This window comes from Streptomyces triculaminicus, assembly GCF_017349075.1.
Lineage (GTDB): Bacteria > Actinomycetota > Actinomycetes > Streptomycetales > Streptomycetaceae > Streptomyces > Streptomyces triculaminicus.
In genome coordinates, this window is record NZ_JAFMOF010000002.1 from 1,817,062 (window position 1) to 1,837,138 (window position 20,077).

Consider the following 20,077-nt stretch of genomic DNA (forward strand, 5'->3'; position numbering starts at 1 on the left):
GTGAACCACGGTCATTCCGGAAATCCCGCACAGGAACCGGTGGCCGTCACCGGCATGGCGGTCATGCTGCCCGGCGCGGACGACCTGGACCGCTACTGGCACAACCTCCTCACCGGCGTGGACGCCATCTCCGAGGTGCCGCCGGGGCGCTGGGACGAGGACGAGTACCGCTCCGGTGCCATCTACTGCCGGCGCGGCGGCTTCGTCGACGACCGGCTCACCGGCTTCGACCCCGTCGCCTTCGGCATCATGCCGGACTCCGTCCCGGCCACCGAGCCCGACCAGCTGATCGCCCTGCGTACGGCCGCCGCCGCGATCGCCGACGCGGGCGGCCTGGCCACGGTGGATCCCGCACGGGTCGGAGTGGTGCTGGGCCGAGGCGGCTACCTCACGCCCGGGCTGGCGCGACTCGACCAACGCGTCCGTACCGCCGGCCAACTGACCCGCACCCTGCGAGAACTGCTGCCCGAGCTCGGCGACGAGCGGCTGGCTCAGGTCCGTACCACCTTCGAGGAGGCCCTGGGGCCGGACAGCCCCGACGCCGTCATCGGCCTGGTCCCCAACTTCGCCGCCTCACGCATCGCCAACCGGCTGGACCTGCGCGGTCCCGCCTACACCATCGACGCGGCCTGCGCCTCCTCCCTGCTGGCGGTCGGCCAGGCCGTGGGGGAGCTGACCGCGGGACGCTGCGACGTGATGCTCGCCGGAGGCGTGCACCACTGCCACGACGTGACCCTGTGGTCGGTGTTCGCCCGGCTCGGGGCCCTCTCCCGGACACAGCGGATCCGCCCCTTCCACCGGGACGCGGACGGTGTGCTGATGGGCGAGGGCACCGCGGTGCTCGTCCTCAAACGGCTGGCCGACGCCGTGCGCGACGGGGACAGGGTGTACGCGGTGGTCCGGGGCACCGGAGTGGCCGGCGACGGGCGCGCCGCCGCCCTGGTGAACCCGGACCCGGACGGACAGACCCGGGCGGTCCGGCTCGCCTGGGAGGCGGCCGGCCTGGACCCCGCCGCCCCCGGCGCGATCGGCCTGCTGGAAGCGCACGGCACGGGAACCCCCAACGGTGACGCGGCCGAGATCACCACGCTGCGCCGGGTGTTCGGCACCGGGCGCGAACCGGACGCGGTGATCGGCTCGGTCAAGTCGATGATCGGCCACACCATGCCGGCGGCGGGCGCCGCGGGCCTGGTCAAGGCCGCGCTCGCCCTCCATCACCAGGTGCTGCTGCCCACCCTGCACTGCGACGACCCCCACCCCGAGCTGCTCGCCACCCGCTTCCGCCCGTCCCCGGTGGCCCGCCCCTGGGAGGCGGAGGTGCGCCGGGCCGGGGTGAACGCCTTCGGCTTCGGTGGCATCAACGCCCACGTGGTCCTCGAGGAGTTCCGCCCCACGGCGGGGAAGAGACGCTCCGCGCCCACGGCGCTCCGGGTCGACGAGCCCGAACCGGTCCTGCGGATCACGGCGGACACGACGGAGGAACTGCGCGCACTCCTCGAAACCGAGGACGCCCAACTGCGCGCCCAAAGCGACACCGGCGCCGGAGGCGCCCGGCTGGCCGTGGCCGGGCCCGGAGCCGACCGTCTCGCACTGGCCCGCAAAATCGTCGCCCGCGGCCTGGCCTGGGGAGGCCGCCGCGAGGTGTGGTTCGCGCCCCGGCCCCTGCTCGGACCGGCCGGCGGCCGTACCGCCTTCCTCTTCCCCGGCCTGGAGGCCGGTTTCATCTCCCAGGGCGAGGACATCGCCCGCCACTTCGGACTGCCCCGCCCCTCCTGGCAGCAGGCCCAGGTCGGCGCCGTCGCCGAGCACGCCGCCGCCGTCGTCGACGCCGGCCGGCTCCTGGCCACCGCGCTCCGCCGCTGCGGCATCGCCCCCGACGCCCTGGCCGGGCACAGCGTGGGGGAGTGGACCGCCATGGCCGTCGGCGGGATCTTCGCCGACAAGGAAGTGGACGCCCTCCTACGGGACCTCGACCCCATGGCCCTGGAGTTCCCGGACCTGGTCTTCGTCACCTTCGGAGCACCCGCCGCCCAAGTGGAGGCGGCCCTTGCCGGAATCGACGAGGTGGTGCTCTCCCACGACAACGCCCCCCACCAGTCCGTGGTCTGCGGCCCCGCGACCCACGTGGCGAAGGTGACCGAGCGACTGCGCCGGGACGGCGTAATCGGCCGGACCCTGCCCTTCGCGTCCGGCTTCCACACGCCCATGCTCGCGCCCAGCCTGGGGCCGATCCGCGAGGCGATGCGGCGCTTCACCCTGCACCGGCCCTCGGTGCCGGTGTGGTCGGGGACGACCTGCGCGCCGTTCCCGGACCGCGAGACGGAGGTCCGTGAGCTCGCCGTACGCCACCTGCTGGAGCCGGTCCGGTTCCGCGGACTCGTCGAAGCCCTGCACGCGGCCGGGTTCCGGGCCTTCGTCCAGGCCGGACAGGGCCAGCTGCCGTCCCTGGTCGGTGACATCCTCACCGACCGCGAGCACGTGGCGATCACGGCCGGAAGCGCAAGCGGCGACGCCTTGGGCCAAATGCGGCGCGCCGTGGCCGGGCTGTGGGCGTACGGCGCGGAGCCCGACTTCGCCGCCCTGACCCCCGGGGGAGGCCGCGTCACCGGTACCGCCACGCCACCGCCGGCCGCGGCGCCGGCCCGGCCGGGCGTACGACTCGGCCTGGACGCCGGGCCCGTCCGTCTCGAACCCGCCACCCGGGACCGGCTCCGTACGATGCTGCGCGGCGCCCTCGGCGGCCAGGGAACGCCCGGCACCGGTCAGCTCGAGGATGCCGCACGGCGCTATCCGGAGGCGGAACAACTACGTGCCCTGCTGACCGAGACGGCCGACACGGCCGCGGCCCTGTTCGCGGCGCACGACACTGCCCGCACGGTTCCGCCGGTCCCGGCCACCAGGGCTACCGCCCCGGCGATGCCCGGCCAGGCGGCGGACGCCCGGGTCACCACTGTTCGGGTGGCCCTCGACACCATGCCGTACCTCCTCGACCACTGCTTCTACCGCCAGCGGCCGGACTGGCCCGACCTCGGCGACCGCTGGCCCGTGGTTCCCGCGACGACCATGGTCCAGCACATGACCGACGCGGCGGCGGCCGCGCCCGGCACGGGTGTCACGGTCGCCGTCCGCGACGCCCGTTTCCTCGCGTGGCTGGTCGCCGAGCCCGCCGTCGACGTGACCACGACCGTCCGGAGCGTCCCCGGACGGCCGGGCCACCACACCGCCGTGGACTTCGGCCGGTACGCGCGTGGAGACCGAATCGGCCCCGCCACCGGCACCACCCGCCCACTGGCCCGCCCCGTCGGCGAAGAGCGCCCACCGTCTCGGCCCGGCATGCGAAGAGCGCTGGATGTTCCGGCCCGCTCTACCAGGGCGTCACCGCGGTTACCGGACTCGGCGCACGGCACGTCCGGGGCGTGCTCACCGCTCCGCCCGCGCCCGGAGCGCTCCTCGACAGCGCCGGGCATCTCATCGGCTACTGGCTGATGGCCACCCGCTCCGACGGCAACGTCGTCCTGCCGGTCGGGATCCGCGAGATCCGCTACCACGGGCCGGAACCCACCGCCGGCGAGCGCCTCGAATGCCACGTCCGCATCACCTCCCTCACCGAGACCCGGCTGGCAGCGGACATCCAGCTCAGCCACCGCGGAACCGTCTGGTGCGAGATCGACGGCTGGGAGAACCGCCGCTTCGACTCACCCCCCGCCACCGACGCCATCCGGCGCCACCCCGAACACAGCACCCTGGCCCGGGTACAGCCCGGCGGCTGGCACCTGGTCTTCGAGTACTGGCCCGACCCGGCCTCCCGCGAGCTGATGATGCGCAACGTGCTGGGCGGCGCCGAACGGGACGCCTACGCGGCCCGGCCGCCGCGGGGCAGACACCAATGGCTGCTCGGCCGGATCGCCGCCAAGGACGCCGTACGCCACCACCTCTGGCAGCACGACGCTGGCCCCGTCTTCCCCGCCGAGATCCGGGTGCGCAACGACGACAGCGGCCGCCCGCACCCCGAAGGAGTGCACGGCCGGGAACTGCCGCCCCTGGACCTGTCCCTCGCCCACTGCGCGGAAGCGGCCGTCGCCCTGGTACGTCCCGCCGGCGGCGCGCCCGTCGGCATCGACATCGAGGAGATCGCCGAGCGGCCGGAGACGACCCGCGACGCGGTCCTGGCCCCCGAGGAACACCCGCTCTACGACCGCCTCGGTGGCGGCGCGCGCACCCTCATCCGCTTCTGGGCGGCCAAGGAGGCCGCGGCCAAGGCCGAGGGCACCGGCCTGCGGGGAAGACCACGGGACTTCCGCGTCACCACCGCGGACGGCGACCGCCTGACGGTCCGTACGCCCTCCGGCCGCACCCACCCCGTATCCCTCGCCGAGGTCGGCAATCCGCCGGGCCTGCGACCCCGCCGCTACATCGTCGCCTGGACCGAGGACACCCACCGGCAGCATCACGAGGAGAAACCCTCATGACCACCACCCCCACATCCGACGCCACCACCCCCCTCCCGGGGGCGGGCGAGAACGCCGTGCTCGCCGAGGTCACCGAGGCACTGCACGCCGTACTCCCCGAGATCGGCCTCGAAGGCACGGCCATCACCATGGACACCCGCTTCGTCGAGGACCTCGACCTGGAGTCCATCGACCTCGTCACCCTCACCGGTGAACTCGGGCACCGGTACGGCGACCGGGTCGACTTCCCGGCCTTCTTCGCCTCCCTCGAACTCTCCGAGATCATCGGGCTCTCCGTCGGCCAGGTGGTCCGTCACATCGCCGGGTGCCAGGGGTGAGCGCGGCCCGCCGCCCGCGCCTGAACTCCGTACGCCTCGGACCGGTCGGCCAGGACACCGTCGTCCTGGTGCACGGCATGGTCACGGACAACCTGACCAGCTACTACTTCACCGTGGCCCCGGCCCTCGCGGCAGCCGGACACGACGTGGTGATGTACGACCAGCGCGGCCACGGCCGCAGCGAACGCCCCGCCACCGGCTACCGCCTCGAGGACTTCACCGACGACCTCGCCGCCCTCCTCGACCGTACGGACACCACCGGGCCGGTTCACCTGGTCGGGAACTCCTTCGGCGGCACCGTCGCCTTCGACTACGCCCTGCGCCACCCCGACCGGGTCGCCAGCCTCCTGGTCGTGGAGTCCGAACCGCCCACCGCCGCCTGGGCGGCCAAGGTCAGCACCCTGCTGGCGGATTCGGCGAACACGCTCCGGGACGAACAGGCCCTGCCCCGGATCGAGCGGACCAACGGCCGGCACGAGGCCCGGCTCGCCCGCCAGGCCTGCCCGCTGCTGCACGGAACGACGATCGCCGAGGACATCGCGGCCAGCCGCATACCCGCCGAGGAACGCTGGCGGGCCCTCGACCTGCCCGTGCTCGCGGTGTACGGGGACACCTCCGACCTCGCCGGCACGGCACCATGGCTGGAATCCCTGCTCCCCGACTGCCGTACCCACCACGTGGCGGGCCACGGCCACTACGTACTCGTGAACGCCCCACGCACCATCGGCGCGCTCATGCTCGACTGGGTCCGGGCGGGCCATCGGCAGCGGGCGGAGGCCATACGGGCATGAGCCGGTTCCTCTTCGTGGTGCCGCCGTTCGTCGGGCACATCAACCCCGCCGCCGCGGTGGCCGCCGAACTCACCCGGCGCGGGCACCGGGTCGCCTGGGCCGGTCTCCCCGGCCTCGTCGAGGAGCTGGCCGGTCCCGACGCCGACATCCACCCCTGCGAGGTGCCCCGCGACCTCCGCCGGCCGCCTGAGCTGCGCGGGGCCGCGGCGCTGCGCTACCTGTGGCAGGACTTCCTCGCTCCGCTCGCCATGGCGATGGCGCCCGGGGTGGAACGGGCTGCCGCCGCCTTCCGCCCGGATGTGATCGTCGCCGACCAGCAGGCGCTCTCCGGGGCTCTGACGGCCGAACGGCTCGGCATCCCCTACGCCACCTCCGCCACCACCTCCGCCGAGTTCTCCGGCGCCCTCGCCGGAATGCCGAAGGTGGACGAATGGATCCATGGGCTGCTGGCCGGGCTGCGAGCCGAGCTCGGCGACCCGGCACGCACCCACGACCCCCGCTTCTCGCCCGACCTCGTCCTCGCCTTCACCACCACCGCCCTGACAGGGGAGAGCGCCGCGCCCCCGCAGACCCGCTTCGTAGGACCCGCCCTCGCCCGGCGGCCCGACACCACGCCCTTCCCCTGGGAGTGGCTGGACCCCGCACGGCACACCGTCCTGGTGTCCCTCGGCACCGCCAACACCGACCTCGGCGGCCGCTTCCTCACCGAGTGCGCGGCGGCCGTACGGGAGCGGTCACCGCACCTCCAGGCCGTCATCGCCGACCTGGGCGGGGTGCTGGAGGGCACCTGGGACGACACCGTGCTGGCCGTGCGGCGCATGCCACAACTCGCCCTGCTGCGCCGGGCATCGGCGGTCGTCTGCCACGCCGGCCACAACACCGTCGCCGAGTCCCTGCTGCACGGGGTGCCCCTGGTCGTCGCCCCCATACGGGACGACCAGCCCGTGATCGCCGCACAGCTCACCACGGCCGGTGCCGGGATCCGTGTCCGGTTCGGCCGCGGTGACCGTCACGCGATCGGCGCCGCACTGGACGCCGTGCTCACCGCCCCCGAGTACCGCGCGGCCGCCCGCCGCGTCCAGGAATCCTTCCGCGCCGCGGGAGGCGCCGCCGCGGCCGCCACTCACCTCGAAGAAGTCGCCACGCCCATCGAAGAAAACGAAGAAGTCGCCCCCACAGGACAAGGAGAACCGGGAAGATCATGAACCGGACCCAGGAGGTAGACCGGCTCCGCGTCGACTACCAGCGCGAACTCGCCCTCGGCACGGACCGCTTCCACGCACCGAAACGCACCACGTGCCCCTGGTGCGGCTCCTCCCGCCTGCGAACCCGGCTGCGCACCGTCGACCTGCTCCAGCACAAGCCCGGCACCTTCGTGATCGACCAGTGCCGCGACTGCTCCCATTCCTTCCAGAACCCCCAGCTCACGCCCGAGGGACTGGACTTCTACTACCGGGACTTCTACGACGGCCTGGGAGCCGACCTGGCGGAATGGGTCTTCGACGGCAAGGGCAACCGCAAGCGTTACCTCGCCAGCGCCCGTGCCCTCCTCCCGTTCGGCGCCCCCCGCCGCTGGCTGGACGTCGGCACCGGGCACGGGCACTTCCCCCAGACCGCCAGGACGGTTCATCCGGCCACCGTCTTCGACGGCCTCGACCTCAGCGGAGGAGTCGACGAGGCCAAGCGCCAAGGCCGGATCGACGAGGCCCACCGCGGCCTCCTCACCGAACTCGCCCCCAAGCTCGAGGGCACGTACGACACGATGAGCATGTTCCACTACCTCGAGCACACCACCGACCCACGCGCGGAACTGACCGCCGCCCGCACGGTCCTCACCCCCGGCGGACACCTGATCATCGAGGTCCCGGACCCGGAGTGCGTCTCGAGCGCGATCCTGGGCCGCTATTGGATGCCGTACTTCCAGCCCCAGCACCTGCACCTCATCCCGCTCGCCAACCTCCGCCGCGAACTGGAATCACTCGGCTACACCGTCGTCGCCACCGAACGGCACGAGCCCCACATCCCGTTCGACCTCACCGGCGCCGCGGTCCTCGCCCTCGTCAACGCACTGCCCCTCGCCGACGAACCCTGGCACGCCGCCCCGCCCAGCGACCTCCAGCGGAAAGCCCGTACGGCCCTGTTCTGGTCGGCCGTCCCCCTGCTGGCCGGCGTGTACGGCGCGGAACAACTGCTCGCACCGCTCCTGCGCCGGACGCGGCTCTCCAACGCGTACCGGATCGTGGCACGCAACGGAACCGCGACCTGACCACCGAGTTCGCCGGACAGCACCGAGCCGGCCACGGAGGCATCGAGAATCCCGGCAGACGTGGCCGGGAAACACACCCGGGCCCTGTCGAACAGGGTCGACGGGGCCCGAGCCGGTTGGTCCGTTCAGCGCCCTGGATCTCGCGCCTGGCGGAGCCGGTTGACGCTTTTCAAACGACTTCGATGGTGGTGGACGGTGAGACGAGGTCGCCGATGGTGAACTGCACGCTGGTGGGGCCTGGTGGGGTGTCGGCGGTGGCACTCACACAGACCCACATGACCGACCATGAGCCGTCCTGGGGGATTTCCAGGTCGACGTCGGTGAAGGTGAGGGTCTGGTCGTCGCTGGAAATGCTTCCCACATACACGGTGGTGGTTCCGTCGCTGCGCAGGACGGTCAGCTGGTGATCGGGAAGCCCCGGTACGCCGAACCGCATGTGGAGTCCGTCCGGGAGGGTCGCGGTGACCGTTTGCGGTGGGATGGACGCCGATCGGTTGTTCCCTACCTCCACTCCCGGGTGGACGGGGGGCCTTGCCGGTGCGCGGTGACCGGGCTGCCGCCCGGCGACACCGTGAAGCCCGGCTTGACGATGATCGGTGTGGAGGCGGAGGTCTGGGCTCCCACGGTGAAGGTCAGTTTCGTGGGGCCGAGCGGGGCTTCATGGGCGGCGCTCACGCCGACCCACATCACGGTGGTGCCGGGCAGCCCGAGATCCACATCGGAGAAGGCGAGTGACGTGCCGTCCTGGGATGGGGTTCCCGTGTACTGGGTCGTTTGCCCGTCGGCGCTGAGGACGGTCAGCTGGTGATCGGGGAGTGTCTGCGTACCGAAGAGCAGTCCGGCGCCGGCGGGCAGAGTCACCGTGACCAGCGCCGGGGCGAAGGTCACGTCGCCTTCGACCTGCACTCCCGGGTACCCGACCGGACCACCTCGTGTCAGCTCCACGTCGGGCGGCCCACCGGGCGCCACCGTGAACTCCGTCCACTGCAGCACGACTTGACCGAGATTGTTCGCGTCGCCGACGGGAGACCGGTACAGGGGATCGTCCTTGCCGCCGGCTTGGGTGCCGGATCCGGGCAGAGTGCGTCCCTGGGTGACACCAGGACCGCTCACGAAGCTGCTGCCACCACCGCCGCTGGACCAGGCTGTGGCCTGGTTGGGGCCGCCGACGGCTACGCCGCCACCGCCGCCCGCGTAGCCTGCGCCCTCCGACATTGCCCCCATAGCCTGCGCCCCCGCCTCCGCCCATGCCTGGATCGGCATCCGGTCGCTGTCCAGGTGCCATGCGTTGCTGCCGTTCTGGCCGGTGTTGCCGCCACGTCCCCCGGAACGGGTGTCAGTGATCCCGCCGGCGCCCCCGGTGGAACCGGATGCTCCACGCGCCCGCTCACCTGTCAGACCGCCCTTTGAGCATGTCTGTCCGTCGGAACCGTTGGCGCCGCCGCCTGGGCCGCCAGGACCCGAATCGCCGCCCGCTCCACCGCCTCCGGCGATCAGGAGCGTCTCTCCCAGCCGCTGGCTGTACAAGCCGCTCATTCCGCCCCCTTGCTGATGACCGTAGCTCTGGCGACCTCCTAGGTCGACAACGACCCGCAGCGTCTCCCCCGGGACGACTGCGATGTTCCCGGTGGCGAATCCGCCCCCGCCCCCGTTGGTTCCATAGCCACCACCACCCCAGCAGCGAGCGTTGATCGTGGTGACGCCGGGGGGAACGGTGAAGTCCTGGACGCCATTGGTGTGGCCGAAGCGCCGGACGTGGGTGTAGGGGGCGATGGGCGTGCTTGCGCCCGTCACGGTTGCTGCACGGGGCTCGGGCCCACCAGCGAGTTCGGGAGCGACTGGCGTGGCTTCCTGGGTCATGGCGCGCCATCCCTACGTCGTAGGCCGGCCATTTCGGTAGTGGGTACTGTGACGTCGTGATCCCGGCTGCTGCACAGGACCGTCGTGGATACGCGTGAGGTCAGCCCCCCGGAGCCGCGACGTCATCCCCGGATCCCTGGCCCAACTCGCCGACGTCGACGAGCGTGCCGATCCGGCGCCCGTTGAAGGGTTTGTGTCTGCTCGTCTCGCGCAGCGACTCGATGGCTTCGCACCAGTTGTCGAGGTCGCGGGCGGCACTCAGTTCGTCGGAACGGGCTTTGGCCCGGCGGGAGGCGCGGGCCCAGTTCTCCCGGTCCCGCAGGGACATCAGGGCATGGATCCACGCGTTGATGTCGTCGCGGTAGGCGAAGATTCCGGCTTCGCCCATGGACTCGACGAGCCCGGGGGTGGGGTGGGCGATCACCGGGATGCCGGAGGCGAACGCCTCCACGGCCACCCGCCCCCAGGACTCGTACAGGCTCGGCATGAGCATCACGCGCGCCCGGGCGTAGACGTGCTCGCGCATCTGACTCCCGGGCACACCGTCGGCAACTTCGCAGTTGGGCAGCCGTGGTGGCGGCATGATCTGCTGCCCGTAGGCACCGCGGACGCCGAGGAAGTTCCATTCCGGGGGCCAGGCGGCGATCTGCCAGAAGAGGTCGCCTCCCTTGTCGGGGTTCAGGTTCACCAGGGTCGCGTGCTCGCCCGGGTCGGTGCGGTAGTCCTCCGCGATCACGGGTGGACGGACGACGATCGTGCGTCTGGGCAGGAACTCGCGGGGGTAGTGCGCGTAATGGATTTCACCGTCCCGCCGGATCCACTCGCTGTTGTAGACGACGAGATCGGCACCGGCCGCATTGTGAAAGCTGGTGACGAAGTTGTCGTGGCAGATCACGACGACGGGAATTCGGCGGGCGCGGGCGAGGCCCGACACGAGAGGGACGTTCTCGAAATGGGACAGCAGCACGTCCGTGTGCTGCGCGTGGGCAGCGAAGTCGGCGCCCTCCTGGTAGGGGACGACGCGCACTCCGTCGATCTCGTAGCTCTTCTCGATGCTTCCCGGATGGGAGAGCCAGACCGTGACCCGGTGGCCGCGCTCGGCCAGGGGACGCAGCATGGAGTGCAGCATCCATTCCGAGCCCGCGTTGTGGGCAGGGGGGTATCCGTACACCCGGGCCGTGACGGACAGGCTCGACGATCTGGCGAGCGTGACGGGACGGGGCTTGTGGGGGGCGTGGTGCCAACGTATCCACGTGTGGGAGGACTCCCTCCGGACGAGTACTGGGGCGAGGGCAGGACGAAAACGAAAGCGAAAGCGACAGTGGGGCGTTGCCGGCGCGGCCGCCTGGCGCCACGGGCCGTGAACACGACGGCGCCCATGCGAGGGCCAAGCCAGATGTACTGAGGGGGATCAGCGGGCATGGGTATCTGTTCACACGGCAGGCCCCTGATGGGCGTTGACCCGTGGGTAATTACGCTGTGCATGCATATGCTCACACGGTGCAGTCGCCTGTGAAAGAGGGTGCACTGCCCACCAACGTCTTTCCTGCCGTGCCGGCGGCCCACCGGACCCCGCATCAGCAGACGGCACGTGCCACATGCACGCATGCGAGCTCCGCGGCCTACTCCCGTGCGACCCACAGCACTGCTACGCCCCTCTCCAACCGCCGGCCCCACACTCCGAAGCGGCTCATAATGGCCGGTCCGACGGGTGAAACACGACAGTTTCCGGACGCCTGGATGGCGGCGGGCGCTCTGCGCCGCACGCGGGCGGTCAAGGAGCAGGCCGAGCCCACCGGAGATCCTCACTCCGCCCCAACCCGCCACGTGACGCCGCCGAGCCGCGAGTCTTCCCGCCCGGGCGCCGTCACCCGGCCGGCTGCAAAGCCACCGCGCCCACCGCCCGGTAACGCCGGGGCGCCAGCCGGCGGACCGCCGTTTCCTCACGCAACGCAACCCCCGGATCGGGTGAGCGGACACGGCCGAGTGAATCGCACAAGCCCGCCACCAGCTCCTGCCCCTTGATCACAGGCCGATTGACATCAACCCGAACTTACGCGCGATGAAACGCCCCCTGGGGCCCGTGACGCGCCCGATCGGGGGTCGTTTTTCCGATCACTCGTCCGATCGGCCCGTCAATGAGGAGGCGCAGTGCGTCACCGCCCCACCTGCCGTACGAACCACACGAGGGTGCCCTTGCTGTTCGAACACCGGCTCCTGGTCGCCTCCACCGGCAACCCGATGAGGAGGCCGGCATGAGCCACCGGAGCCGCTACACGAGCGTGGTCGACGTCATGGTCCTGCTGCACCGCCCCGACGGGCGCGTACTTCTGCTGCGCCGGGCCGGAAACGTCTACGCAAGCGGCCTCCTCGCCCCGCCCGGCGGGCACCTGGAGAACGGCGAGACCGTCGTCGACGGGGCCCTGCGCGAGGTCAGCGAGGAGGTCGGGGTCGACATCGCCCGGCCCGACCTCGAGTTCTGTCATCTCGTCCACCACCGCTCCCCGGAAGGAGACGCCCGGCTGGGCGTCGTCTTCACCGCGCAACGGTGGTCAGGAGAGCCCCACAACCAGGAGCCGGACAAGTGCTCGGCTCTGATCTGGGCGAACCCGGCACAGCCCCCCTCGGACTGCGTCCCCTACACCGCCGCCGTCCTGCACCAATTCTGTGCCGGTGCCCTGCTGTCCACCCACGGCTGGACCACGACGACGGGAGGCACGGCGTGAAGCTCAGAGCACACAAGAAGACTTCCGGGGGAGCGGAAACCTCGCGCGCTCTCGCGGCTCAAACAAAGGGCGTGGCGGCGTGGAGCACGAGAGTCAGCCCGATGGCCGCGTTCGCGGAGGAGAGGGCTGAGGCGGCGGCGCCTGTGGCTGCCATCCAGGCGGCGAAGCCGGCTGGGGTGAAGGCCGGCGGCCAGCCGCGTGGGCAGGGGCGGGGCCGAGGAGCCGGCGGCGACCCGGCGGGGGACGGGGCCCGGTGTGGCGAAGGCGGCGAATGGGAGGGAGGGGCGGCGGGGGAGATGAGCGCCGCGCGCCGACGGCGCGTGCCATCAGTCGGCGGTCGCCGATCGCGTGGGCTGCTTACTCTCGTCGGCCCAGCGTTCGGTGGTGTAGGCCACGGCGGTGGCGAGGGGGCGTAGGAAGGGGTTGGCGCGGGCGGCGAGTTGTACGGCCAGCAGGTGGCGGTGGTGGCGTGCGGTGAGGTGTACGCGTTCGTGGGCGAACAGGGCGCGGCGTTCGCGGGAGTTGAGGCCGGCGAGCATGGCGGTGGAGACGACGATCCGGCCCGTTTTGCCGGGGACGGCGTGGGCGTAGGGCATGTCGTCCGGCAGGACGGCGACCTGGCGGGGCGGGAGTCCGGCGAGGGCTTGGCGGGCCTGTCGCCGTACGCGCCAGTGGCGCACGGCGGTGGCCGTGCATGCGGCGGTCACGGCGATGAGGGCGACGATGGACGCCTTGCCGGCGATCTCGTCGAAGGGGACCGCTGCGCGGACCTCGGGGTCGGACCAGCCGTCGGGCAGGGGATTACCGGGGAGTTGTGCGGTGCCGACGACCATGAGCAGGGCGAGGCACAGGGTGCTGCAGGCGGCCAGGACCACGCTGACGGTGGTCAGGAGGCGGGTGGCGCTGCGCGGGTGGAGTTGTTGTTCCGCCAGTCGCGCGATGGGCCATGCGGTGAAGGGCAGGACGAGTGGCAGGAAGACGAAGACGCCCACGGAGTCAGCCTTCTGAGTTCTCGGCCGTCTGGTTGAGCAGGTCGCGCAGGAGTTGTTCGTCGTCCGGGGAGAGGGAGGTGACGAAGCTGGCGAGGACTGCTGCCCTGTCCTCGTCCGCGTCCAGGACGCGGTGCATGCGGCGGGCGGCGAGGCCGGCGTGGCTGGAGGTGGCCTGCCATTCGAAGGAGCGGCCTGCGCGTTTGCGGGTGACGGCGTTCTTGGCCAGGAGGCGGGTGAGGATGGTCACGACGGTGGTGTAGGCGAGCGTGGTGTCGTCCAGGCGCTCGTGCACCCACGCGGCGGTGACCGGTGCGGGGGCGGACTGGAGCACGGACAGCACGTGTGCTTCGAGTTCGCCCTGGCCCCGTCGGCGGGAGCGCGGCTCGTCGAGCGGCCCCTTGCTGTCGGTCACGCCGTGTCCCTTCGTCTGCTGGGCCCGCTGCCTCGGGCACGGCGCCCCATCCTACTGCGGGGCTCGCCCTACCCGATTGTTTCGACAGTGCTGTAGTTTTATTGTCCTGTCCGCGGCGCGTCGGCTCATCCGGCCCGGCGCCTGACGATCGGGAGGGATGACGTACGACCTGAGCGAGGACGACGCGACCGAAACCGCGATGATCTTCGGTGAGCTCTACCGGCACGTAGCCGAATGGAAGTTCCGCGCCGTCGGCCAGGGCTACGCCTCGGGGCTCGCCGGGACCGTCGGCGACTACGGCATCAACGTCTGAGACGACACCGTCACTCCGACCCGACAGGCCGCACCCCGGCACCGAGCCGCACCGGGTACGGCCGGGTCCTGGCCAAAGGCAATCCACCTGGGGTGTATGCACCGTGACCAGCCCAATGCGTCTGCAACCAGAAGACCTCGACACCTTCGAACAGGTGCTGCACCAGGCGTTGAACACAGCCGAAGTCCGTACCGCACTCCATGACGCCGGAAGGGACGCCGGGCGGCTGCGCGCCCGCGCGCTCGGGTCGGCCGACGACATCACGGCCGTATGCGACACCGAGTACCGCGCCTACCGGCAGGCACGAGAAGCGGACCGCCTGGCCAACCCCGGCCCCGGTCATCAGCCGAAACCATCGGCCGGACTGCTCCCGATGCTGGCCGTCCTGGCACCCATCGTCGCCTTCGTGGCCTCTGTGGTCCTCCTCCTGCTCGGCTACGCGCTGGAACTCACCGGCAACGGCAGCAACGTCGCCGCTCTGTCCCTCGCCGGCTGGGCCGCGGCGGGCGTTGCCGCGGTGACCGCCTTGCTGGCGGGCGCCGGGCTGTTCATCACGGCGCTACGTCACCACCGGGCCCCTACGACCGCTGCGACCGCCGGGCGTGACCTGCACGAGGCGGACGAAGTGGACCGCACCCGCCAGGCATGGCGCAAGTCCCTGCTGGAGCGGGGGCTCCTCCCGTTCCTCCACCACGCGCTACGCGAAACCGCTCCGGTACACCGCGACAGCCATACCAACTCCACGAATGAAGTGAGGTCGGCATGACCGTAAATCTCGCCAAGGGCCAGCAGATCAGCCTGAGCAAATCCGACGGCGGGACGCTCGACGTCGTCAGAATGGGCCTGGGCTGGCAGTCCGCACCCCGCAAGGGGTTCCTCGCCAGGCTCACCGCCCGCGAGATCGACCTGGACGCCTCCGCGCTCCTCTTCGCCGACCGTCAGCTCGTCGACGTCGTCTTCTTCCAGAACCTCACCAGTGGCGACGGCTCCGTGCACCACACCGGCGACAACCTCGTCGGCGGCAGCGGGCAGGGCGGGGACGACGAGTCGATCCTCGTCGACCTGCCGCGCGTACCCGCCCACGTCGACCAGATCGTCTTCACCGTCAACTCCTTCACCGGACAGACCTTCGCGGAGGTACAGAACGCGTTCTGCCGGCTGGTCGACGAGACGAACGGGCAGGAGCTGGCCCGCCACACCCTCAGCGGTGGCGGCAACCACACCGCTCAGATCATGGCCAAGGTCCACCGCACCGCACAGGGCTGGCAGATGGCCGCCATCGGCGTCCCCGCCACCGGCCGTACCTTCCAGGACCTCATGCCCACCATCACCGCGCACCTGTAGTCCTTGCCCGCACCTCCGCCCGCCGACCGGGGGAGGGGCCGGTCAACGGTCAGCGATCCCCGAGCGCCGCGACGGCGAACGCGAGCCTACGGTCCAGCCAGCCGGCCTTGATCTGAAAATCCTGGCCCACGGACTGCATCACCTGCTCCTCACCCGCCATCCACAGCAGGGTCCGGTCCCTCACCTGACCGTCGTCGTCCCCGCCGAACAGCGCCGATTCCACCAGCCCACCCAAGAACTTGCCCGCCGCGCGCGCCGCGGCGTCCTTGGGCGGAATGGCTGCCCACTTGTTACGCCCCACGATCTCCGGCTGATCCGGCTGCTGAATACGCCAGGTGTGCCGCAGCAGCCTCCGCGACGGCGGAATCCGCCGGATCACGCCGATGTCCTGACCCTGGCCGTCCCGCACTCCATGGCGACGCTCCTCGCCTTCCGCGCCGTTTTCCTCGATCACGCACAGAACCTGCTGCGCCTCGCGGTCCTCGAACAGCACGCGCCCGGCACTACGGACGCCGACAACACCCGAACCGAAAAACGCGCAGGGCGCTTTGATACGGTCCTGGCCCTCGCGCCTGGGCACGCGCACAGCGTTGGGACCCAGCACCGCACGTTTGCGATGCGGGCTTTTCTCCCGCTCCACGATGTCTATCGTGAATTTGTGAACATTCCGCCAGTCGACGACCGGGAGGGGAGGCTCGCTGTTCCTGTTTCTTCCCAAGACCATGCCTCGACCCTACTGAGCCGGTCCCCTGGATTCGTCAGCAGCCGGCCCAACGCCGCGCGGGAGTCGTTGGCCGGCCTGAGCAACCCCGAGCTCATCCGGCGGTGTTCTGAGCACACGCGCTGAACAAGCTCATTCTGAAGCTGAGTTCACTTGCTATCCCGTATGCGTGCCTTACGGCCATCGGCAGAAAAGAGGCGCATTCTGGGCACGCATGGGTATGGCGGCGGACGCCGTCGGTTCGGAAGGTAGCCTGCACCGGGTCAATGTCGCATTGACCTTCGCTCGTGCAGTCAACTACAGGGAATTTCCGACATGTCTATGCCGCCGCCGTATCAGAACCAGCCGCCGCATGGCTACCCGCCGCCTCAGGGCGGACCGCGGCAGCCGCCGCAGAGGAGTGCGATCCGCGGGCTGATTTCCGCCGTCATCGTCCTGGCGATTTTCGGTGGCGGTGCCTGGTACGTGTGGAAGTACAACACCGATCCGAACGGCGGAAAAGCCAAGAAGGAGGCCGCACGGGTCGCCCAGGTGGAGGAGAACAAGAAGCACGACCCGCAGATTGGCGACTGCGTCAAGGTGCAGGACCCCAAGGGCAAGCCGCTGCCGGTGATCGTGGACTGCGGCTCTCCCGAGGCCGAGTACAGGACGGGCGAGAGGCTGTACGGCCCGGACAAGGAGTGCAGTTCGAACTTCGACTACGGCATCCAGTACTCGAGCAGGCGGGGCGCCGACTACACGCTGTGTTTCACAAAGGTCTGACCGACTGATCTCGAGGAGCGTCCGCCGCGCCGGGCTGCGGAGCCGGGTCGGTGTGGACCAAAGCGGCGACCAGGCGGGGGACGGCGTGCAGGAGGGCGTGCTCGGCGTCGACGGCGATGCGGTGGGCTTCCCTCAGCGGCAGGCGCGGATCGACGGTGACGGCCACTTCGGCACGTAGTGCGTGCCCGATCCAGCGCATGCGTAGTTCCCCCACCGCCTGAACTCCGGCGACACCGAGCAGAGCATGTTCCGCGGCATCCACCAGAGCGGGATCCACGGCGTCCATCACCCGGCGGAAGACCTCACGGGCGGCATCCCGGAGAACGAGCAGGATCGCCGCGGTGATGGCCAGGCCGACCAGCGGGTCGGCGAAGCGCCAGCCGAGCGCGGCGCCACCCGCCCCGAGCAGGACGGCCAGGGACGTGAAACCGTCGGTACGGGCATGCAGACCGTCCGCGACGAGCGCGGCGGAACCGATCCTCCGGCCGACGCGGATGCGGTAACGGGCCACCCACTCGTTCCCGAGGAACCCGATCACCGAGGCGATCGCGACCGCGGGCAGGTAAGCGACGTCGCGGGGATGCAGCAGCCGGTCGACGGCCGTGTACGCGGCGAAGGCGGCCGAGGCGGTGATGGTGAGGACGATCGCGATACCCGCGAGGTCCTCCGCCCGCCCGTATCCGTAGGTGAACCCACGTGTGGCCGCCCGCCGCCCCAGGACGAAGGCGATGCCCAGCGGCAGCGCGGTCATGGCATCGGCGGCGTTGTGCACCGCGTCGCCCAGCAGCGCCACCGACCCCGACAGCACCACGACCACAGCCTGCGCAGCAGCCGTCACTCCGAGCACGAAAAGGGAGATCCACAGCGCGCGCATCCCCCGCACGGACGACTCCAGTGCGCCGTCCAGCTTGTCGGCCGACGCGTGGGAATGCGGGGCGACCAGATGGGCCACCTGGTGCCGTATGCGAGCCCACCGCCCGTCGGGCCCGTGTGCGTGTGTGCGGTGACGTGCCTCCATACGACCTACCGTGGCACGCGAAGCCCATCGCGGCTACAACCGTCGTACCACCGCTGACCAGGTGCGACGCGCTCGCAAGAAGGAACTCTGCAGGCCTGGCGGGCTTGGTCGGATCAGCCGGACCGGACTCCCGCCCGGTGCGCGGGGCACCGGGCGTTCACGCCCGTCCGGTCAGCGTCCGGGAACGTTCACACGTTGACGCCGTAGTCCTTGGCGATACCGGCCAGCCCCGCGGCGTAGCCCTGGCCGATCGCGCGGAACTTCCACTCGCCCTCACGGCGGTAGAGCTGGCCGAAGACCATCGCGGTCTGGTCGTGCGCGTCCTCGGTGAGCTCGAAGCGGCACATCTCCACCCCCGTGGCCTGGTGGACCACACGGATGTAGGCGTCGCGGACGCGGCCGAAGGTGATGGCAGGACCGTTCTCGTCGTGGATCGAGACCACGAACACGACGGACTCGGCCTGCGCCGGCAGCAGGGTGAAGTCGACGGCGATCTGCTCGTCGTCCCCGTCGCCCTCGCCGGTCTTGTTGTCGCCGGTGTGGCGCACCGAGTTCTCCGGCGTGGCACGGTTGTTGAAGAACACGAAGTGCTCGTCCGACAGGACCCTGCCGTCACCGCCCAGTACGAGAGCGCTGGCGTCCAGGTCGACGTCGCCAGGGCCGGTGTTCACCTTCCAGCCGAGCCCGACGACGACACTGGCTATGCCGGGCTCGTTGCGGGTGAGGGAGAAGTTGCCGCCCTTGGTCAGGTTCACGGCCATCGAGATGTACCCCCTGAGTGGGTAGAGGTTGGGAACGCGCGAACGGTGGCGCCCTGCGCGAGGTGATCCCGTCGGGACGAGGTCCCGTCCGGCTGCACATAAAACTACAGCACTGTCGAAAGTTCTGAGTCGCTGCCTATACCGCCATGTGTGGACCAACCGCGGTAAATGGACGTCTGTCTGAATCCGAATCAGTTCGCTGACGTGAACCGGGCTGCTGCGGGGCCACCACCGTGTTCACGCCGACACGGACAGAGCCGCGAGGTAGCCGGACATCAGCGGCGCCCCGGCAGGCCTGGTCGCTTCGGCGGCTTCGGCCAGGTCGGCGGGGTCTGTCGCGTACAGGAGCACGACGTGTCCTGTGCGGCCGCGCAGGATGTCGAGCAGGCGCAGCGGATAGGCGGCCAAGGGCGCGGTCAGCCCGGCGCAGTCCGGGGCGCGGTCACCGGGCTGGGGCGCGTCGGCCGGCCCGTACGGGCTGCCGGCGAGGGGGCCGCCCCGGTAGGTGACGAGCAGCTGGGCCTCGCGGAGCATCAGGGTCTTCGGGTCCTCGGAACGGTTCCGCACTCCATGGTCACCCGGCGGTGCGCGGGCAGCGAGCCGGGCCTGGGGCCGGCGTGGGTATGAGCACGCAGCCTCGTACCTTGCTCTGCGCATTCGGGCGTATGTCGGCCATTGCCCACGCGGCGACGCCCCTCGTTGATCAGCGGCGAAGGGCTGCGTCGAGCTGGTAGCGAAGCACGTCCAGCCGACTGCGACCGGGCTCGCAAGCCGGCATCTGCCGCATGAGCTCGCGAACTGCCGGCGGCGCGTGTTCGATCGCCCAGCGGACCTCTTCGTCACCGATGCCGGAGTCATCGCCCGCCGAGAGCTCGCGAGCGCGTGCGGCGTAAATGGCCGGCCCGTGGATGTGCTTCGCCTGGTGAAGGGTGGCCAATGAGTGGATATAAGGGGCCGCTGCCGCGTTGCCCGCGGCGCGAGCGGCGGCTGTGGCAGCCGGATCGTCGACTTCGCGTGCGGCTGCGTGAGCCGCCCAGGCCACGGAGCGCAGCTGCCCTGTCCGTTTGCCCGTGTGCGTGAAGGTCCGAAGGACCTCGATCGCCTCGCGAGGGCGGGTATCGGAGGGGGCCCTGGCCTCGAACAGTGGCAGCACACGCTCGGCGCAATCGGCAGCCCAGAGACCGAGAAGCCGCCGGTCTTCTTCGCTTATGGTCACCTCGTTCACTCGAACATACTGCCAGTTCTGTCACCAGGAAGGTGCGGCGATGGCCGGGCGGGAGGCGCCGCCGCCGAAGTGCCTTGCTGAGGCGAGCAGCCCGCCCGGC

18 protein-coding genes and 3 pseudogenes are annotated in these 20,077 nt (G+C 70.9%); 11 read left to right on the forward strand and 10 right to left on the reverse strand.

Annotation, left to right across the window (positions count from 1 at the left end; translation table 11 throughout):
• The 6 genes from J1792_RS35090 to J1792_RS18325 are packed head-to-tail and all read left to right on the forward strand — an operon-like array spanning nucleotide 1 to nucleotide 7,843.
• Nucleotides 1-3,486, forward strand: a complete 3,486-nt coding sequence (locus tag J1792_RS35090) for a beta-ketoacyl synthase N-terminal-like domain-containing protein (protein ID WP_307843024.1) — start codon at nucleotides 1-3, stop codon at nucleotides 3,484-3,486.
• On the forward strand, nucleotides 3,417-4,469 hold the full coding sequence (locus J1792_RS35415) for a 4'-phosphopantetheinyl transferase superfamily protein (RefSeq protein WP_307843025.1): 1,053 nt from the start codon (nucleotides 3,417-3,419) through the stop codon (nucleotides 4,467-4,469). The genes J1792_RS35090 and J1792_RS35415 overlap by 70 nt, the downstream gene beginning before the upstream one ends.
• A complete protein-coding gene (locus J1792_RS18310; protein WP_086573558.1) occupies nucleotides 4,466-4,786 on the forward strand; it encodes an acyl carrier protein in 321 nt (106 codons plus the stop codon). Before J1792_RS35415 ends, J1792_RS18310 begins: the two co-directional genes overlap by 4 nt.
• Complete coding sequence (locus tag J1792_RS18315) at nucleotides 4,783-5,577, forward strand: alpha/beta fold hydrolase (RefSeq protein ID WP_242705174.1); 795 nt, start codon at nucleotides 4,783-4,785, stop codon at nucleotides 5,575-5,577. The genes J1792_RS18310 and J1792_RS18315 overlap by 4 nt, the downstream gene beginning before the upstream one ends.
• Nucleotides 5,574-6,782, forward strand: a complete 1,209-nt coding sequence (locus J1792_RS18320) for a glycosyltransferase (protein WP_207247727.1) — start codon at nucleotides 5,574-5,576, stop codon at nucleotides 6,780-6,782. The genes J1792_RS18315 and J1792_RS18320 overlap by 4 nt, the downstream gene beginning before the upstream one ends.
• On the forward strand, nucleotides 6,779-7,843 hold the full coding sequence (locus J1792_RS18325; RefSeq protein ID WP_086573561.1) for a class I SAM-dependent methyltransferase: 1,065 nt from the start codon (nucleotides 6,779-6,781) through the stop codon (nucleotides 7,841-7,843). The genes J1792_RS18320 and J1792_RS18325 overlap by 4 nt, the downstream gene beginning before the upstream one ends.
• A 169-nt stretch (nucleotides 7,844-8,012) precedes the next feature.
• Here the strand turns inward: J1792_RS18325 and J1792_RS18330 are convergent, their stop codons facing one another.
• The 3 genes from J1792_RS18330 to J1792_RS18340 form a co-directional block, all read right to left on the reverse strand.
• On the reverse strand, nucleotides 8,013-8,279 hold the full coding sequence (locus J1792_RS18330; RefSeq protein WP_207247728.1) for a hypothetical protein: 267 nt from the start codon (nucleotides 8,277-8,279) through the stop codon (nucleotides 8,013-8,015).
• Between the two features lie 65 nt (nucleotides 8,280-8,344).
• A complete protein-coding gene (locus J1792_RS18335) occupies nucleotides 8,345-9,703 on the reverse strand; it encodes a hypothetical protein (protein ID WP_207247730.1) in 1,359 nt (452 codons plus the stop codon).
• A gap of 100 nt (nucleotides 9,704-9,803) precedes the next feature.
• Entirely contained in the window at nucleotides 9,804-10,820 is a 1,017-nt protein-coding gene (locus J1792_RS18340; RefSeq protein WP_307843026.1) for a glycosyltransferase family 4 protein, read from the reverse strand.
• A gap of 1,138 nt (nucleotides 10,821-11,958) precedes the next feature.
• Here J1792_RS18340 and J1792_RS18345 point away from each other — a divergent pair.
• Nucleotides 11,959-12,429: an NUDIX domain-containing protein gene (locus tag J1792_RS18345; protein ID WP_207247732.1), complete on the forward strand. Its 471-nt coding sequence runs from the start codon at nucleotides 11,959-11,961 to the stop codon at nucleotides 12,427-12,429.
• Nucleotides 12,430-12,487: 58 nt separating this feature from the next.
• On the opposite strand, the pseudogene J1792_RS34275 reads toward J1792_RS18345, so the two are convergent.
• Together J1792_RS34275 and J1792_RS18355 are read right to left on the reverse strand one after the other, a co-directional pair.
• Nucleotides 12,488-13,421: pseudogene (locus tag J1792_RS34275) on the reverse strand (M56 family metallopeptidase).
• A 4-nt stretch (nucleotides 13,422-13,425) separates the two neighbouring features.
• Nucleotides 13,426-13,833: a BlaI/MecI/CopY family transcriptional regulator gene (locus tag J1792_RS18355; protein ID WP_086572538.1), complete on the reverse strand. Its 408-nt coding sequence runs from the start codon at nucleotides 13,831-13,833 to the stop codon at nucleotides 13,426-13,428.
• Between the two features lie 163 nt (nucleotides 13,834-13,996).
• On the opposite strand from J1792_RS18355, the pseudogene J1792_RS18360 reads away from it, so the two are divergent.
• The 3 genes and pseudogenes from J1792_RS18360 to J1792_RS18370 form a co-directional block, all read left to right on the forward strand.
• Nucleotides 13,997-14,146, forward strand: a pseudogene (locus tag J1792_RS18360) (TerD family protein); the annotation flags it as partial.
• A 103-nt stretch (nucleotides 14,147-14,249) separates the two neighbouring features.
• Nucleotides 14,250-14,912, forward strand: a complete 663-nt coding sequence (locus J1792_RS18365; RefSeq protein WP_207247734.1) for a hypothetical protein — start codon at nucleotides 14,250-14,252, stop codon at nucleotides 14,910-14,912.
• Nucleotides 14,909-15,490 (forward strand): TerD family protein, encoded by a 582-nt coding sequence (locus tag J1792_RS18370; RefSeq protein WP_086572534.1) that lies wholly within the window; start codon nucleotides 14,909-14,911, stop codon nucleotides 15,488-15,490. The genes J1792_RS18365 and J1792_RS18370 overlap by 4 nt, the downstream gene beginning before the upstream one ends.
• A 49-nt stretch (nucleotides 15,491-15,539) precedes the next feature.
• Here J1792_RS18370 and J1792_RS18375 read toward each other — a convergent pair whose 3' ends face one another.
• Nucleotides 15,540-16,130 (reverse strand): hypothetical protein, encoded by a 591-nt coding sequence (locus J1792_RS18375; RefSeq protein ID WP_143587761.1) that lies wholly within the window; start codon nucleotides 16,128-16,130, stop codon nucleotides 15,540-15,542.
• A 396-nt stretch (nucleotides 16,131-16,526) separates the two neighbouring features.
• Between J1792_RS18375 and J1792_RS18380 the strand changes: the two genes are divergently transcribed.
• Nucleotides 16,527-16,973 (forward strand): LppU/SCO3897 family protein, encoded by a 447-nt coding sequence (locus J1792_RS18380; RefSeq protein ID WP_207247736.1) that lies wholly within the window; start codon nucleotides 16,527-16,529, stop codon nucleotides 16,971-16,973.
• Here the strand turns inward: J1792_RS18380 and J1792_RS18385 are convergent.
• The 4 genes and pseudogenes from J1792_RS18385 to J1792_RS18400 all read right to left on the reverse strand — a co-directional run bounded on the left by J1792_RS18385 (nucleotide 16,960) and on the right by J1792_RS18400 (nucleotide 19,977).
• Nucleotides 16,960-17,991: a cation diffusion facilitator family transporter gene (locus J1792_RS18385; RefSeq protein WP_207247738.1), complete on the reverse strand. Its 1,032-nt coding sequence runs from the start codon at nucleotides 17,989-17,991 to the stop codon at nucleotides 16,960-16,962. The two genes, J1792_RS18380 and J1792_RS18385, sit on opposite strands and share 14 nt — an antisense overlap.
• A gap of 188 nt (nucleotides 17,992-18,179) precedes the next feature.
• Nucleotides 18,180-18,752 carry a TerD family protein gene (locus tag J1792_RS18390; RefSeq protein ID WP_207247740.1) on the reverse strand — a complete coding sequence of 191 codons (573 nt, stop codon included), beginning with the start codon at nucleotides 18,750-18,752 and terminating at the stop codon, nucleotides 18,180-18,182.
• A 309-nt stretch (nucleotides 18,753-19,061) separates the two neighbouring features.
• Nucleotides 19,062-19,292: pseudogene (locus tag J1792_RS18395) on the reverse strand (FAD-dependent monooxygenase); the annotation flags it as partial.
• Nucleotides 19,293-19,455: 163 nt separating this feature from the next.
• Nucleotides 19,456-19,977: a putative immunity protein gene (locus J1792_RS18400; RefSeq protein ID WP_086572525.1), complete on the reverse strand. Its 522-nt coding sequence runs from the start codon at nucleotides 19,975-19,977 to the stop codon at nucleotides 19,456-19,458.
• Nucleotides 19,978-20,077 lie beyond the last annotated feature (100 nt).

Excerpts from the sequence above, each read along its gene's own strand:
- J1792_RS18330 (WP_207247728.1), bottom strand. The coding sequence starts at position 8,279 with ATGCGGTTCGGCGTACCGGGGCTTCCCGATCACCAGCTGACCGTCCTG.
- J1792_RS18310 (WP_086573558.1), top strand. The coding sequence starts at position 4,466 with ATGACCACCACCCCCACATCCGACGCCACCACCCCCCTCCCGGGGGCG.
- J1792_RS18385 (WP_207247738.1), bottom strand. The coding sequence starts at position 17,991 with ATGGAGGCACGTCACCGCACACACGCACACGGGCCCGACGGGCGGTGG.
- J1792_RS18345 (WP_207247732.1), top strand. The coding sequence starts at position 11,959 with ATGAGCCACCGGAGCCGCTACACGAGCGTGGTCGACGTCATGGTCCTG.
- J1792_RS18370 (WP_086572534.1), top strand. The coding sequence starts at position 14,909 with ATGACCGTAAATCTCGCCAAGGGCCAGCAGATCAGCCTGAGCAAATCC.
- J1792_RS18335 (WP_207247730.1), bottom strand. The coding sequence starts at position 9,703 with ATGACCCAGGAAGCCACGCCAGTCGCTCCCGAACTCGCTGGTGGGCCC.
- J1792_RS18380 (WP_207247736.1), top strand. The coding sequence starts at position 16,527 with ATGTCTATGCCGCCGCCGTATCAGAACCAGCCGCCGCATGGCTACCCG.
- J1792_RS18325 (WP_086573561.1), top strand. The coding sequence starts at position 6,779 with ATGAACCGGACCCAGGAGGTAGACCGGCTCCGCGTCGACTACCAGCGC.
- J1792_RS18340 (WP_307843026.1), bottom strand. The coding sequence starts at position 10,820 with ATGCTGCGTCCCCTGGCCGAGCGCGGCCACCGGGTCACGGTCTGGCTC.
- J1792_RS18390 (WP_207247740.1), bottom strand. The coding sequence starts at position 18,752 with ATGGCCGTGAACCTGACCAAGGGCGGCAACTTCTCCCTCACCCGCAAC.
- J1792_RS18320 (WP_207247727.1), top strand. The coding sequence starts at position 5,574 with ATGAGCCGGTTCCTCTTCGTGGTGCCGCCGTTCGTCGGGCACATCAAC.